We start from the raw sequence: 13,783 nt of genomic DNA on the forward strand, positions 1-13,783 counted from the left end.
GGGACGGACCCGCAATGATGGAGCTGCTGGGGATTCCGCCCCAGGTCCTGTTCGGTCAGCTCCTGCTGGGGCTGATCAACGGGTCCTTCTACGCCCTGCTGAGCCTGGGTCTGGCCGTCATCTTCGGCATGCTCAACGTGATCAACTTCGCGCACGGCGCCCAGTACATGCTGGGCGCCTTCGCGGCGTGGATGCTGCTGAAGTTCGCCGGGATCAACTACTGGGTGGCGCTGGTGCTGGCCCCGCTGCTGGTCGGGCTGCTCGGCGTCGTGCTCGAGAAGCTGATGCTCAGCCGGCTCTACAAGCTCGACCACCTCTACGGCCTGCTGCTCACCTTCGGCCTGGCCCTGATCATCGAGGGCATGTTCCGCCACTGGTACGGCGTCTCCGGACAGCCCTACCCGATCCCCCAGGCGCTCGCCGGCGGCTACAACCTCGGCTTCATGTTCCTGCCGACATACCGCGGCTGGGTCGTCGCCGTCTCGCTGGTGGTCTGCTTCGGCACCTGGTTCATGATCGAGCGCACGAGGCTGGGCGCCTACCTGCGCGCCGCCACCGAGAACCCGGTGCTGGTCCAGGCCTTCGGCATCAACGTCCCGGTCATGATCACCGCCACCTACGGCTTCGGCGTGGCGCTGGCCGGCCTGGCCGGCGTGCTCGCGGCGCCGATCTACCAGGTCAACCCGCTGATGGGATCGCACCTGATCATCGTCGTCTTCGCGGTCGTCGTGATCGGCGGCATGGGCTCGATCCTGGGCGCCGTGCTGACCGGCTTCATGCTCGGCATCCTGGAGGGCTTCACCAAGGTGTTCTACCCCGAGGCTTCCAACATCGTGATCTTCGTCGTGATGGCCGTGGTGCTGCTGATCAAGCCGGCCGGTCTGTTCGGACGGGAGAAGTAAGCCATGGCGACCCATTCCCATACCGCCCCCTCCCAGGCCGACGCCCTGCCGGCCGGCGCGCAGGCCCGCCGGGGCTCGCCCGCGCTGCAGTGGGCGGCGCTGGCGGCGCTGCTGCTGGTGGCGCTGGCCGCCCCCTTCCAGCTCTACCCGGTGTTCCTGGCCAAGGCGCTGTGCTTCGCGCTGTTCGCCTGCGCCTTCAACCTGCTGATCGGCTATGTCGGGCTGCTGTCGTTCGGCCACGCCGCGTTCTTCGGCGCGGCCGCCTACGTGACCGCCCACGCGGTCAAGGTCTGGGGCCTGACGCCGGAACTCGGCATCCTGCTCGGCGTCGCGGTGGCGGCGCTGCTCGGGCTGGCGTTCGGCTACCTGGCGATCCGGCGGCAGGGGATCTACTTCGCGATGGTGACGCTGGCGCTGTCGCAGATGGTGTTCTTCCTGGCGCTGCAGCTGCCGTTCACCGGCGGCGAGGACGGCATTCAGGCGGTGCCGCGGGGCCACCTGTTCGGGCTGGTCGACTTGGGCGACAACCTGACCATGTACTACTTCGTGCTGGCGGTGTTCGTGGCCGGGTTCCTGCTGATCTACCGCACCATCCACTCGCCGTTCGGCCAGGTGCTGAAGGCGATCCGGGAGAACGAGCCGCGGGCGGTGTCGCTGGGCTACAAGGTGGAGCAGTACAAGCTGGCGGCGTTCGTGATGTCGGCGGCGCTGGCGGGCCTCGCCGGCGGGACCAAGGCGATCGTGTTCCAGCTCGCCTCGCTGACCGACATCACCTGGCAGATGTCGGGCGAGGTGGTGCTGATGACGCTGCTCGGCGGCCTGGGCACCATCTTCGGCCCCGTCGTCGGCGCCTTCCTGGTGGTCACCCTGCAGAACTACCTGGCCGGAACCCAGCTCCCCGTCACCGTGGTCACCGGCGTCATCTTCGTCGTCTGCGTCCTCCTCTTCCGCCGCGGCATCGTCGGCGAGATCGCAGCACGCCTCAAGCCCAGGGGCTGAGGCTTCCCGGGAGGCGCTTGCATCCACGGTCATCCGTGACTAGCTTCATGACCGGTCACGGACGGCCGTGGACGCCCGCACAGGCTTCAGTATGGGAGTTTTCCATGAAGGATCGGGAACGAGCTTGTGAAAGTGCCCGTCCTTCTCTGAAGGAATTGCTTCTGGCGGAGACTCCCCGAGGCGACATTCCCGTACCCGAACGCGGTTGCCTGCATCGCCGTAGGTCGGCCTTCGCCCGCCAGGGCGAACGCCGACGCCCTGCATCGACGCTCCGGCCACGCCGTCGGCGTCGGCCTTCGGCCGAGGCCGACCTACGGTAGGAACTCACCCGAAGCTGAATTCCACCGCCCCCAGCCTCCCCAGGTCCATCGCCACCCGGTCTCCGGCGGCGACCCAGTTGGTCTGGACGACGCTGCCGGTCAGCACAAGGTCGCCCGCCTCCAGCCCTCTCCCCTGCCCGGCCAATTGGTTGGCGAGCCAGGCCAGCGCCTCGAACGGGTGTCCCAGCACGTCGGAGCCCCTGCCCGTCCCGACCACGGCGCCGTTGATCAGCATGGTCCCCGCGACCTCGTCCAGGGCGCCCCAGTCCTGGACCGGGGCGCCCAGGACGCAGCCGGCGCCAAAGAAGTTGTCGGCGATCAGCAGCGGGGTGCCGGCCGTCCGCCAGTCCGCGTAGCGGTCGTCCACGATCTCGGCGGCCGGCATGCAGCATTCGGCAAACCGGGCGATCGATACCCTGTCGTAAGGCGCGCCGGAGGCCGGCACGTCCGTCCCCAGCCGCACGGCGATCTCGCATTCCACGCCGGGGCGGCGGAAGGCGGCGTGGTCCAGCGCCGTTCCGCCCGCCGCGACGGTGCTGGACAGGATGCCGCCGCGGCACGGGCTCGGGATGCCCAGATAGGCCTGCATCACCGCCGTGGTGCAGCCGATCTTATAGCCCGCCAGCTCCCCGAAGCCGGCTCCGGAGAGCTTCCGGTTCAACGCTTCCTGGACCTGGTAGGCCTCCGCCTCGTCGGCCGGCTGCAACGGATCCGGCAGCCGGTCGAGCGCCCGCAGGCTGAGATGGGCGGCGAACAGCTCGCAGGCGGCGAAGACGGCGCTCTCCGGGGTCATCATGGCGTCACTTCATGACGGGCATGGTGAACTCGGCCCCGGCGCGGATGCCGGTCGGCCAGCGCGAGGTCACGGTCTTCAGGCGGGTGTAGAAATGCACGCCCTCCATGCCGTGGACGGCGTGGTCGCCGAACAGGCTGCGCTTCCAGCCGCCGAAGCTGTGGAACGCCATCGGAACCGGGATCGGCACGTTGATGCCGACCATGCCGACCTTGATCCGGTTGGCGAAGGTCCGGGCGGCGTCGCCGTCGCGGGTGAAGATGGCGGTGCCGTTGCCGTACTCGTGCTCGTTGATCATGGCGACCGCCTGGTCGAACTCGGGCACGCGGACCACCGCCAGCACCGGGCCGAAGATTTCCTCCTTGTAGATCGTCATGTCGGTGGTGACGTCGTCGAACAGGCAGCCGCCGATATAGAAGCCGTTCTCGTAGCCCTGGAGCTTCAGGTCGCGGCCATCGACCACCAGCTTTGCGCCCTCCTTGACGCCCTGGTCGACGTAGCCCCGGACCTTGTCGCGGTGCTGCCGGGTGACCAGCGGCCCCATCTCGGCCTCGGGATCGTTGCCCGGGCCGATCTTGAGCGCGCGCACCTTGGGCTCCAGCCGCTCCATCAGGGCGTCGCCGACCCCGCCGACCGCGACCGCGACGGACACCGCCATGCAGCGCTCGCCGGCCGAGCCGTAGGCGGCCCCCATCAGGGCGTCGGTCGCCTGGGACAGGTCGGCGTCGGGCATCACCACCATGTGGTTCTTGGCGCCGCCCAGGGCCTGGACCCGCTTCCCGTGCTCGGTGCCGGTCCGGTAGATGTATTCCGCGATCGGGGTGGAGCCGACGAAGCTGATCGCATCCACGCGCGGGTCGGTCAGCAGGGCGTCGACCGCCTCCTTGTCGCCGTTGACCACGTTGAACACGCCGGGCGGCAGCCCCGCCTCGGTGAGCAGCTCGGCCAGCCGCAGCGCCGTGGACGGGTCGCGTTCGGACGGCTTCAGGATGAAGCTGTTGCCGCAGGCGAGTGCAATCGGGAACATCCACATCGGCACCATGGCCGGGAAGTTGAACGGCGTGATCCCGGCGCATACCCCGACCGGCTGGCGCATGGAGAAGCTGTCCACGTTGGTGCCGACATTCTCGCTGAACTCGCCCTTCTGCAGGTGCGGGATGCCGCAGGCGAACTCAACCACCTCCAGGCCGCGGGTCAGCTCCCCGCGCGCGTCCGACTGGACCTTGCCGTGCTCGGCGCTGATCAGGCGGACCAGCTCGTCGGCGTGGGCCTCGACCAGGTACTTGAACTTGAACATCACGCGGGCGCGGACTACCGGCGGAGTCGCGGCCCAGCCGGGGAGCGCCGCGGATGCCGCCTCGACCGCGGCGGCCACGTCGGCCTTGTTCGCCAGGGCCACCCGGCCGCTGACCTCGCCGGTCGCCGGGTTGAACACGTCGGCCCGGCGCTCGCCGGTCCCCGCCACGATCCGGCCGCCGATGTAATGATCTATGTCGGGCATGCCTGCCCTCCCCCTCTTTGTTTGGTTGGTTGCGAAGGACACTAGCAAGCAATTGGGTACGCCGACAATCTCCGGGGGCGAATCGCTGGACCGCCGCCGCGAAAAGACTATCTCCTGGATCAGGTTCCGCCTCCGACGGGGTTTGCCATGCGCCGTTCCGCCCGCGCCGCCATGCTGATGCTGCTGTCGCTGGTCATCGTCCTTCCGCCAGCCATGGGGAGCGCCGCCATGCCGACGCCCGGGAACACTCCCGACAACGCCCATGACTTCGATTTCGTCTCGATCGACGGCGCGCCGCTGCCCCTGAAGGGGTTCGCCGGCAAGGCGGTGCTGGTGGTGAACACGGCGTCGATGTGCGGCTACACACCGCAATATGCCGACCTCCAGGCCCTGTGGGAGCGGTACCGCGGGCGCGGCCTCGTCGTGCTGGGGGTTCCGAGCAACGATTTCGGCGGCCAGGAGCCGGGCAGCGCGGAGCAGATCAAGGATTTCTGCGAGGTCAATTTCTCGGTCGATTTCCCGATGACGGAGAAGCAGGCCGTCACCGGCGCCGGCGCGCACCCCTTCTACCGCTGGGCCGGGCAGGAGCTCGGGCCTGCCGCGGCGCCTCGCTGGAACTTCCACAAATACCTGGTCGCGCCCGACGGACGGCTGGCCGGCTGGTTCCCGACATCGGCGTCGCCCGGCTCGGACAAGGTCGTCCGGGCGGTCGAGGCGGTCCTTCCGGAGTGACCCGTCGTTGAAAGCGCCGTTCGCTGTTGCGTCGGCCCCGGTGGCTTTGCGATAAAGCAGCCTCGCGAAGGGGGTACGTACGTGTCCCCGGCATGCTTGTCGACACCACGGGAACCGCGGCATGACGCTCGGTCTGCATGACTACGAACGGCGTCGGCGGCGTCGCTTCTGGGTACGTACGGTCAAGTTCCTGGCGTTCGTCGGCGTACTCCTCGGCGTCGGCCTGTTCGCGTACCAGATGGGTGTCGAGCAGGTGAAGGCGCGGGAGGCCGGCCTGAGGGCGGAGAACGCCCAGCTCTCCCAGGCCAATGCCGACCTGGCCCGCTCCGTCGCCTCGCTGCGCATGGCCGCCCAGACGGCGGAGACCAGGGCCGCCGAGCTGGAGGCCCGGCTGACGCGCGAGCTGCCGACCGGCGACCTGGCGCGCCTGACCGAACTGGCGCGCGAGCGGCTGGCGGCCGGCGTCGATCCCAGGCGGCTGGTCTTCGTGCTGAACCAGATCCGAACCCCGCGCCAGTGCGAGAAGCCGGAGAACAAGCGATTCATCCTGCCAACGCCCATATACAAGGGACCCAACTCCGCGGTCGGCTTCGCCAACGGCGCCGTCACCGTCAGCGGCGAGGGCACGCCGGCCCGCAGTTCCGCCGGCAACGCGGAGGGCTGGTTCGATCCCGCGGCCCCGGTCACCATCCGGTTCACCGAGGCGGGCGGGCGCCAGACCGAGGCCACCGGCGTCCTGCCGCTCAATCACGTGGTGGTGGCCGCCGGCGTCGAGCACCAGTTCACGGTCGTCGCGGGATCCCGGTCGTTCGTCGAGGTCACCGGCGAGCGCTGCCCATTCCCGTGATCCCCCTGCCTCGGATCTGTAAGTTAATCGGGTATTAAGGGCTCCCGGTCCACATATCGGCCCTGCCGCCCCCTCGGGGCGGCAAGACAGGGTTGCCGCCCCCGGGGCGGAAAGGCATCGCGACGGGGACCCCCATGAAGATCCTGATCCTGCTGCTCGTGGCGCTCCTGTTCGGCGGCGGCGGTTTCGGCGCGGGCTGGTACCTGTTCGCCGACAAGGGCGCGCACGAGGAAAAGGTGGAGGCGCCGCCGGAGCCGCCCCCGCCCGCCGGGCCGCCGGTCTTCGTCAATATCGGCCCCCTGACCGTCCCGGTGCTGGGCGCGGAGCGGATCGACCAGTTCGTCACCCTGATGGTGGCGCTGGAGGTGCCCGACGCCGCCATGGCCGACCGGGTCCGCAGCCAGGCGCCCCGCCTGACCGACGCCTTCCTGACCGGCGTGTACGGTGTCATCGCCTCGGGCAAGGCGATGCAGGCCGGGCTGCTCGACGTGCCTCAGGTCAAGGCGCAGCTCAACGAGGCCACCGTCAAGGTCATGGGCAAGGGCGTCGTCCGCGACGTGCTGATCCAGGTCGTCAACCAGCGCCCGATGTGACGCCCGGGGCGATTCCCCGGAGTCGCGGCCCGAGTCGCGACCCTTAGTTTCCTATTCTTCGGTCCGATTCAGCCCCGGATGGCGGATTCCCGCCGCCCGGCGTGGCATCCTTGTGCCGAAACAGCCCCGCAGTTGCTTTGTCCGCAGCCCTCCTGCATGCTTCGCCGATAAGAAGTTGCCCGCTACAGCCTTGAATCAACGGGATGATTGCGCGCGATAAAAGCTCTTCGACGGAAATCTGGGGGGATCGATGTCAGTTGCGTTCGTCTTCGTCATTCTATGCGGCCTCGCGGCCCTCGGCTACGGCATCTATGCCGGCCGGGAGGTCCTCGCCGCGAGCGCCGGGTCCGCCCGGATGCAGGAGATATCCGGGGCCATCCAGGAAGGCGCCCAGGCCTATCTGAACCGGCAATACACCACCATCGCCGTCGTCGGCGTCGTGATCGGCGTGATCCTGGGCTTCATCCTCGGGTTCCACGTGGCGGGCGGCTTCTTCATCGGCGCCATCCTGTCCGGCGTGGCGGGATATGTCGGCATGAACGTCTCGGTCCGCGCCAACGTCCGCACGGCGGAGGCGGCGCGCCACGGCATGACCCCGGCGCTCGACATCGCCTTCAAGTCGGGGGCCATCACCGGCATGCTGGTGGTCGGGCTGGGGCTGCTGGGCGTGGCGGTCTATTACGGCGCGCTGCTGGCCGCCGGGCTGGAGATCCGCGCGATCCTGGAGGCGCTGGTCGCGCTCAGCTTCGGGGCGTCGCTGATCTCGATCTTCGCCCGTCTGGGCGGCGGCATCTTCACCAAGGGGGCCGACGTCGGCGCCGACCTGGTGGGCAAGGTCGAGGCTGGCATCCCGGAGGACGATCCCCGCAATCCCGCGGTCATCGCGGACAATGTGGGCGACAATGTCGGCGACTGCGCCGGCATGGCCGCCGACCTCTTCGAGACCTACGCAGTCACCATCGTCGCCACAATGCTCCTGGCGGCGATTTTTTTCGTGGGCGAGACCCAGGCCCGGCTGATGATCTATCCGCTGGTGATCGGCGCGGTCTGCATCATCGGCTCGATCGCCGGCACCTTCTTCGTGAAGCTGGGACCCACCAACAACATCATGGGCGCGCTGTACAAGGGCCTGGCGGTCACGGCGGCGATCTCGTCCGTGCTGATCTTCCTGGCGACCGCGGTCCTGCTGGGCTTCCGCACGCCGCTCGAACGGATCGGCGGGGAGGCGGTGACCGGCATACGGCTGTTCGTCTGCACCCTGGTCGGCCTGGGCGTCACCGGCCTGCTGGTCTGGATCACCGAATACTACACCTCGACCGCGTTCCGCCCGGTGCGCAGCATCGCCCGGTCGTCGGAGACCGGGCACGGCACCAACGTGATCCAGGGCCTCGCCGTGTCGATGGAGGCGACCGCCCTGCCGGCGCTGGTGATCTGCGCCGGCATCCTCGTCGCCCACGCCATGGCCGGGCTGTTCGGCATCGCCGTCGCGGCCACCACCATGCTGGCGCTGGCCGGCATGGTGGTGGCCCTGGACGCCTACGGCCCGGTCACCGACAATGCCGGCGGCATCGCGGAGATGGCCGACCTGCCGAAGGAGACCCGCGTCATCACCGACGCGCTGGACGCGGTCGGCAACACCACCAAGGCGGTCACCAAGGGCTACGCCATCGGCTCGGCCGGCCTCGCGGCCCTGGTCCTGTTCGCCGCCTACATCGAGGACCTGAAGCATTACTTCCCCGACGTGGTGGTCACCTTCAACCTCCAGGACCCGTACGTGGTCGTCGGGCTCCTGATCGGCGGCCTGCTGCCCTACCTGTTCGGCGCCATGGGCATGACCGCGGTCGGCCGGGCGGCCGGCTCGGTCGTGGTCGAGGTGCGGCGGCAGTTCCGCGAGATCAAGGGCATCATGGAAGGCACGGCCAAGCCCGACTACGGCCGCGCCGTGGACATGCTGACCCGCGCCGCGATCCGGGAGATGATCCTGCCCTCGCTGCTGCCGGTGGCGGCTCCGATCGTGCTGTACCTGGTGATCAGCCTGATCGCCGGCCAGGCCGAGGCCTTCACCGCGGTGGGCGCCATGCTGCTGGGCACCATCGTGACCGGCATCTTCGTCGCGATCTCGATGACGTCGGGCGGCGGCGCCTGGGACAACGCCAAGAAATACATCGAGGAAGGCCACTACGGCGGCAAGGGATCGGACGCCCACAAGGCGGCCGTGACCGGCGACACCGTCGGCGATCCCTACAAGGACACCGCCGGCCCGGCGGTCAACCCGATGATCAAGATCACCAACATCGTCGCGATCCTGCTGCTGGCGATCCTCGCCCAGCTGGCCGGCTGAACCGGACGGACCCGGGCGGCGCGCGCCGCCCGGGCTTCAGCGCCGGGGCATGCCCGGCTGGCGGACCCCGCCCTGGCCGCCGGAGAAGCGGCCGATATTGCCCAGCATCTGCTCGATGAAGTTCATGTCGCGGCCGGCGGTCGGCGTCGTGCGCTCGACCAGCTCGACCTGCTGGCCGGCGGACTGGTCCAGTTCCTGGATGTCGGCGACCGTGCCGTTCTCGTCGAACCTGACGACCACGACCTTGCGTTCCACCACCTCCGGCTGGAAGAACGCGGTCTTCTCCGTGCGGGCGCCGATATAGTACCAGGTGTTCTCGTCGAAGGTGCCGACCGTGGACGGCGTCCCCAGCGTGACCGCCACGTCGTCGCGCGTGCTGACGCCGGGCCGGATCTGGTCGAGCCGGGCCTTCTCCGCGAGGTTGCCCCGCGTCTCGATCGTTGGGGAGCAGGCGGCCACCGTCAGGCCGAGCAGGCAGGCGGCGGAGACGTGACGAAGTGTTGGTCTGACCATGATTGCCCGGTAATGTCCATTGAACGCCCTCCCCGCCATCCGAGGCGGATTGACGGGGACTGGGGCGGCACCCATTTCGGGTGGGACAATTGCACCCCCCGCGCCGCCATGTCAACTTTTCGGATCAGGGAGATCCCCCCTTGCTGAACCGCCTGTTCCGGCGCAAGCGCCCCGAGGCCGAGGCCCTGGGCCTCTATGAAGCCATCGTCGCCCAGGCGCGGCGGCCGGAGTTCTATGCCGGTTTCGGCGTGCCCGACACGATCGACGGGCGGTTCGAGATGATCGCGCTGCATGCCTTCCTGGTGATGCGCCGGCTCAAGGGCCAGGGGCAGGCCGCCTCCGCGGTGTCCCAGGAACTGTTCGACACCCTGATCGCCGACATGGACCGCAGCCTGCGGGAGATCGGCATCGGCGACCTGAGCGTGCCGAAGCATATCAAGAACATGGCCAAGGGCCTGTACGGACGCATCGTCTCCTACGAGAAGGGCCTGGAAGACCCCGGCGACGCCGAGCTTCACGCCGCCCTCGACCGCAATCTGTACGGCACCGTCCTGGAGGTGCCCGAGGCGCATCTGGCCGCCATGGCCGCCTATATGAGGCGGGAGACCGCGGCCCTCGCCGGCCAGCCGGTGGACGGCCTGGCCGCCGGCCGTGTGCAATTCGGTCCGCCGCCTGTTATAGGGTGACAGTCTTCCCCGGCACCGGAGGACGCTGCCGGAGGACGTTGCCGAGGACGTTGCCGAGGACCTTGAAGGAGGCCCCCATGACCGACCAGCCGACCGCCGCCCCGTCGATCGGACCGGAATTCTCGCGGACCGTGCTCGCCGACAAGGTGAGCGGCGACGAGACGACCCAGTCCATCAAGGCCAACCCCCAGGAATGCCGCCGGCTCGCCGCCCGGCTGGACCTGCGGGACCTGAAGTCCCTGACCGCCACCGTCCGGCTGAAGCGGGTGGGCGGCGGCCAGATGATCCGGGTCCGCGGCACGCTGGAGGCCGACGTCGTCCAGACCTGCGTCGTCACGCTGGAGCCGGTCGAGAACCACGTCGCGGACGAGTTCGAGACAATGTTCGCGCCCCGCCACCTGATCCCCGAGATCCCGATGGAGGTGGAGATCGATCCGGACGCGGAAGAGCCGCCCGAGCCGCTGGTCGGCAACCGGATCGACATCGGCGAGCTGACGGCCCAGCACCTGTCGCTGGCGCTCGACCCCTATCCGCGCCGCCCCGGAATCGCGTTCGAGGACCATATAGAGGACGCCCCCGCGGAGGGCGGGGACGAGGTTCCGGCCGAGCGGCCGAATCCGTTCCTGACCCTTGCCAAGCTGAAGCGGCCCCACTAAATTCGCGGTTCGCGCTTGCCCCCCGGGGGCGTTTTCTGTAATGAAGCGGTTCGCATAAGGCGGCTCCTTCGGGCCGCCTTTTATAATAGAGAGTTCCGACCATGGCTGTTCCGAAGAAAAAGACCTCCAAGTCCCGGCGCGACATGCGCCGCTCCCACCACGCCCTGACCGCCGCCTCCTATGCCGAGTGCCCGAACTGCGGCGAGTTGAAGCGCCCGCACCATGTCTGCGGCTCCTGCGGCCAGTACGACGGCCGTGAAGTGGTGGCCGAAGCCGCGACCGCTTGACCGGTCCGGCGGACGGAGCGGAACCGGACGGTGTACGGAGATCGGATGCGGTGAGCGCGCGTTTGACGATCGCCCTGGACGCCATGGGCGGAGATCATGCGCCGGAGGTGGTCGTCGCGGGTGCCGATATGGCTCGGCTGCGTTGCCCGGAGATCGATTATCTGTTCTTCGGCGACGAACAGCGGATAAGGCCGCTGCTCGCGAACCTTCCCGACCTGGAGCGCATTTCCACGATCCATCACACGCCGGATGCCGTCAGCAATGACGCGAAGCCGGCCGTGGCGCTGCGTGCTGGCCGGAATTCGAGCATGCGGCTCGCCATCGACGCGGTGGCGCAGGGCAAGGCCGCGTGCGTCGTGTCCGCCGGCAACACCGGCGCGCTGATGGCCATGGCCAAGTTCGTGCTGAAGACGCTGCCAGGCATCGACCGGCCGGCGATAGCCTCGTTCTTCCCGACGCTGCGGGGCGAGAGCGTGATGCTGGACCTGGGCGCCAACATCGAGTGCGACAGCAGGAACCTGGTCGAGTTCGCGGTCATGGGCTCGGTCTTCGCGCGCACCGTGCTGGGCCTGATGGAACCGACCGTCGGGCTGCTCAACATCGGCGCCGAAGAGGTCAAGGGACACGAGTCGATCAAGGCCGCCGCCGCCCAGCTGCGCGTGACGCCCCTGCCCGGCAAGTTCCACGGCTTCATCGAGGGCAACGACATCCCGTCCGGCACGGTCGACGTCGTCGTCACCGACGGCTTCACCGGCAACGTCGCGCTGAAGACGGCCGAAGGTACCGCCAAGCTCTATTCCGAACTGCTGCGCCGGACGTTCGAGTCCTCGATCGTGGCGCGCCTGGGCTATCTGCTGGCCCGCAACGCCTTCACCAAGCTCAAGAAACGCATGGACCCGCGACGCTACAACGGCGCGATGTTCCTGGGCTTGCAGGGCGTGTGCGTCAAGAGCCACGGGGGCACGGACCCGACCGGCTTCGCCAACGCGATCTGCGTGGGCGTCGACCTGGTGACCCGGGGCTTCAACGAGACGATCAAGACCGAGATGGCCCGGATCGGCGACCTGACCGCCGCCGCGGGCCCGGACGGCACGCCCCAGAACCCCACGGTTCCGAATTCATCCCTCCCGGACTCAAAGGCAGCGGCCATATAGATGGTTCGACGTTCAAGGATCGTAGGCTGCGGCTCGTACCTGCCGCAGAACGTTGTGACCAATCATGACCTCGCCCAGCGGGTCGATACTTCCGATGATTGGATCACCCAGCGGACCGGCATCCGGTCGCGCCACCTCGCCGCACCGGACGAGAAGACGTCCGACCTCGCGCTGGCCGCGGCGCGCCGGGCGCTGGAGCATGCCGGCATCCAGGCCGCCGACGTCGACCTGATCGTCCTGGCGACCACCACGCCGGACCACACCTTTCCGGCGACCGCCACCCGGGTCCAGGCCGAACTGGGGATCACCCGGGGGTTCGCCTTCGATCTCCAGGCCGTCTGCTCCGGTTTCGTGTTCGCCCTGTCGGTCGCCGACAACTTCATCCGGCTGGGCCAGGCGACGACGGCGCTGGTCATCGGCGCGGAGACCTTCTCCCGCATCCTGGACTGGGAGGACCGGACCACCTGCGTCCTGTTCGGCGACGGCGCCGGGGCCGTGGTGCTCCAGGCCGCCGAGGGCGAAGGCGCCAAGAGCGACCGGGGCATCCTGTCGACCCACCTGCATTCCGACGGGCGGCAGTACGAGCTACTGTGGGTGGACGGCGGGCCGTCGGCGACCCAGAGCACCGGCCATGTCCGGATGGTCGGCCAGGAGGTCTTCCGCCACGCCGTGACACGGCTGAGCGAGGTCGTGAACGAGGCGCTGGAAGCCAACAAGCTGACCGCCGACGACATCGATTGGCTGGTGCCGCACCAGGCCAACAAGCGGATCATCGAAGGCACGGCGCGCAAGCTCAAGCTGTCGGGTGACAAGGTGGTGATGACCGTGGACCACCACGGCAATACCTCGGCCGCCTCGATCCCGCTGGCCCTGGCGGAAGCGGTGCATGACGGCCGCATCAAGCAGGGCGACCTGGTGCTGATGGAGGCCATGGGCGGCGGCTTCACCTGGGGTTCCGCCCTGGTCCGCATGTGACGGGAACACCGGTCCGGGAAAGCTGTGATGCCGCCCCGCCCCTCAACGACGCGCGCCAACTCTTTGTAATTGACGCATTTCTTCCGTGGGATTACGGTTCCGGCGGCAGGTCCGGCGGCTATCGGGCCACTGGCGAGAGGGAAGACGTCATGACTCAGGAGACCGTCACCCGCGCTCAACTGAGCGAGGCCGTGTACCAGGAAGTCGGCTTGTCGCGCAACGAATCCGCCGATCTGGTGGAGACCGTCCTGAACGAGATCTCCGACGCCCTTGCGCGTGGGGAGATGGTGAAGATCTCGTCGTTCGGCAGTTTCTCGGTCCGGCAGAAGGGGCAGCGCATCGGTCGCAACCCCAAGACCGGCGAGGAGGTGCCGATCATGCCGCGGCGCGTGCTTGTCTTCCGGGCGAGCCACGTGCTCAAGTCCCGGATCAACCAGACGCTCGCCGAACTCGATCCGCCGCATATTGAAGTAGCCTCGTGACG

General features: G+C 68.5%; 15 protein-coding genes. 12 read left to right on the forward strand and 3 right to left on the reverse strand.

Features of this window, described 5'->3' with window-relative positions; translation table 11 throughout:
* Positions 1 to 14: 14 nt before the first annotated feature.
* Together IGS68_RS22335 and IGS68_RS22340 are read left to right on the forward strand one after the other, a co-directional pair.
* The gene (locus tag IGS68_RS22335) at positions 15 to 902 is read left to right on the forward strand and encodes a branched-chain amino acid ABC transporter permease (protein WP_201071326.1); all 888 of its coding nucleotides are present in this window, start codon (positions 15 to 17) and stop codon (positions 900 to 902) included.
* A gap of 3 nt (positions 903 to 905) precedes the next feature.
* On the forward strand, positions 906 to 1,901 hold the full coding sequence (locus IGS68_RS22340) for a branched-chain amino acid ABC transporter permease (protein ID WP_201074036.1): 996 nt from the start codon (positions 906 to 908) through the stop codon (positions 1,899 to 1,901).
* A gap of 324 nt (positions 1,902 to 2,225) precedes the next feature.
* On the opposite strand, the gene IGS68_RS22345 is transcribed toward IGS68_RS22340, so the two are convergent.
* Entirely contained in the window at positions 2,226 to 3,017 is a 792-nt protein-coding gene (locus IGS68_RS22345; RefSeq protein WP_201074044.1) for a 2-keto-4-pentenoate hydratase, read from the reverse strand.
* A gap of 4 nt (positions 3,018 to 3,021) precedes the next feature.
* Complete coding sequence (locus tag IGS68_RS22350; protein ID WP_201074046.1) at positions 3,022 to 4,515, reverse strand: CoA-acylating methylmalonate-semialdehyde dehydrogenase; 1,494 nt, start codon at positions 4,513 to 4,515, stop codon at positions 3,022 to 3,024.
* 147 nt (positions 4,516 to 4,662) lie between these two features.
* Here IGS68_RS22350 and IGS68_RS22355 point away from each other — a divergent pair, with 147 nt between their 5' ends.
* From IGS68_RS22355 to IGS68_RS22370, 4 genes are all read left to right on the forward strand, one after another.
* Positions 4,663 to 5,247: a glutathione peroxidase gene (locus tag IGS68_RS22355; RefSeq protein WP_201074048.1), complete on the forward strand. Its 585-nt coding sequence runs from the start codon at positions 4,663 to 4,665 to the stop codon at positions 5,245 to 5,247.
* Between the two features lie 121 nt (positions 5,248 to 5,368).
* Positions 5,369 to 6,094, forward strand: coding sequence for a hypothetical protein (locus tag IGS68_RS22360; RefSeq protein WP_201074050.1), 726 nt, complete (start codon positions 5,369 to 5,371; stop codon positions 6,092 to 6,094).
* 134 nt (positions 6,095 to 6,228) lie between these two features.
* The gene (locus IGS68_RS22365; protein ID WP_201074052.1) at positions 6,229 to 6,687 is read left to right on the forward strand and encodes a flagellar basal body-associated FliL family protein; all 459 of its coding nucleotides are present in this window, start codon (positions 6,229 to 6,231) and stop codon (positions 6,685 to 6,687) included.
* Positions 6,688 to 6,937: 250 nt separating this feature from the next.
* The gene (locus IGS68_RS22370; protein WP_201074054.1) at positions 6,938 to 9,028 is read left to right on the forward strand and encodes a sodium-translocating pyrophosphatase; all 2,091 of its coding nucleotides are present in this window, start codon (positions 6,938 to 6,940) and stop codon (positions 9,026 to 9,028) included.
* Positions 9,029 to 9,064: 36 nt separating this feature from the next.
* On the opposite strand, the gene IGS68_RS22375 is transcribed toward IGS68_RS22370, so the two are convergent.
* Positions 9,065 to 9,541, reverse strand: coding sequence for an outer membrane protein assembly factor BamE (locus IGS68_RS22375; RefSeq protein WP_201074056.1), 477 nt, complete (start codon positions 9,539 to 9,541; stop codon positions 9,065 to 9,067).
* A gap of 140 nt (positions 9,542 to 9,681) precedes the next feature.
* Here IGS68_RS22375 and IGS68_RS22380 point away from each other — a divergent pair, with 140 nt between their 5' ends.
* The 6 genes from IGS68_RS22380 to IGS68_RS22405 all read left to right on the forward strand — a co-directional run bounded on the left by IGS68_RS22380 (position 9,682) and on the right by IGS68_RS22405 (position 13,781).
* Entirely contained in the window at positions 9,682 to 10,227 is a 546-nt protein-coding gene (locus tag IGS68_RS22380) for a ubiquinol-cytochrome C chaperone family protein (RefSeq protein ID WP_201074058.1), read from the forward strand.
* Between the two features lie 77 nt (positions 10,228 to 10,304).
* Entirely contained in the window at positions 10,305 to 10,883 is a 579-nt protein-coding gene (locus tag IGS68_RS22385; protein WP_201074060.1) for a YceD family protein, read from the forward strand.
* A 101-nt stretch (positions 10,884 to 10,984) separates the two neighbouring features.
* Entirely contained in the window at positions 10,985 to 11,170 is a 186-nt protein-coding gene (gene rpmF / locus IGS68_RS22390; protein WP_158047067.1) for a 50S ribosomal protein L32, read from the forward strand.
* Between the two features lie 50 nt (positions 11,171 to 11,220).
* On the forward strand, positions 11,221 to 12,324 hold the full coding sequence (gene plsX, locus IGS68_RS22395; RefSeq protein ID WP_201074062.1) for a phosphate acyltransferase PlsX: 1,104 nt from the start codon (positions 11,221 to 11,223) through the stop codon (positions 12,322 to 12,324).
* Positions 12,325 to 13,299 (forward strand): beta-ketoacyl-ACP synthase III, encoded by a 975-nt coding sequence (locus IGS68_RS22400; RefSeq protein WP_201074064.1) that lies wholly within the window; start codon positions 12,325 to 12,327, stop codon positions 13,297 to 13,299. It begins immediately after the preceding gene.
* Between the two features lie 149 nt (positions 13,300 to 13,448).
* The gene (locus IGS68_RS22405; RefSeq protein WP_158047070.1) at positions 13,449 to 13,781 is read left to right on the forward strand and encodes an integration host factor subunit alpha; all 333 of its coding nucleotides are present in this window, start codon (positions 13,449 to 13,451) and stop codon (positions 13,779 to 13,781) included.
* Positions 13,782 to 13,783: the final 2 nt, after the last annotated feature.

Source organism: Skermanella sp. TT6 (assembly GCF_016653635.2).
In the GTDB taxonomy this organism is placed as follows: domain Bacteria; phylum Pseudomonadota; class Alphaproteobacteria; order Azospirillales; family Azospirillaceae; genus Skermanella; species Skermanella cutis.

Excerpts from the sequence above, each read along its gene's own strand:
- IGS68_RS22335 (WP_201071326.1), top strand. The coding sequence starts at position 15 with ATGATGGAGCTGCTGGGGATTCCGCCCCAGGTCCTGTTCGGTCAGCTC.
- IGS68_RS22365 (WP_201074052.1), top strand. The coding sequence starts at position 6,229 with ATGAAGATCCTGATCCTGCTGCTCGTGGCGCTCCTGTTCGGCGGCGGC.
- IGS68_RS22385 (WP_201074060.1), top strand. The coding sequence starts at position 10,305 with ATGACCGACCAGCCGACCGCCGCCCCGTCGATCGGACCGGAATTCTCG.
- IGS68_RS22375 (WP_201074056.1), bottom strand. The coding sequence starts at position 9,541 with ATGGTCAGACCAACACTTCGTCACGTCTCCGCCGCCTGCCTGCTCGGC.
- IGS68_RS22405 (WP_158047070.1), top strand. The coding sequence starts at position 13,449 with ATGACTCAGGAGACCGTCACCCGCGCTCAACTGAGCGAGGCCGTGTAC.
- rpmF (WP_158047067.1), top strand. The coding sequence starts at position 10,985 with ATGGCTGTTCCGAAGAAAAAGACCTCCAAGTCCCGGCGCGACATGCGC.
- IGS68_RS22345 (WP_201074044.1), bottom strand. The coding sequence starts at position 3,017 with ATGATGACCCCGGAGAGCGCCGTCTTCGCCGCCTGCGAGCTGTTCGCC.
- IGS68_RS22355 (WP_201074048.1), top strand. The coding sequence starts at position 4,663 with ATGCGCCGTTCCGCCCGCGCCGCCATGCTGATGCTGCTGTCGCTGGTC.
- IGS68_RS22360 (WP_201074050.1), top strand. The coding sequence starts at position 5,369 with ATGACGCTCGGTCTGCATGACTACGAACGGCGTCGGCGGCGTCGCTTC.
- IGS68_RS22340 (WP_201074036.1), top strand. The coding sequence starts at position 906 with ATGGCGACCCATTCCCATACCGCCCCCTCCCAGGCCGACGCCCTGCCG.
- IGS68_RS22400 (WP_201074064.1), top strand. The coding sequence starts at position 12,325 with ATGGTTCGACGTTCAAGGATCGTAGGCTGCGGCTCGTACCTGCCGCAG.
- IGS68_RS22350 (WP_201074046.1), bottom strand. The coding sequence starts at position 4,515 with ATGCCCGACATAGATCATTACATCGGCGGCCGGATCGTGGCGGGGACC.
- IGS68_RS22370 (WP_201074054.1), top strand. The coding sequence starts at position 6,938 with ATGTCAGTTGCGTTCGTCTTCGTCATTCTATGCGGCCTCGCGGCCCTC.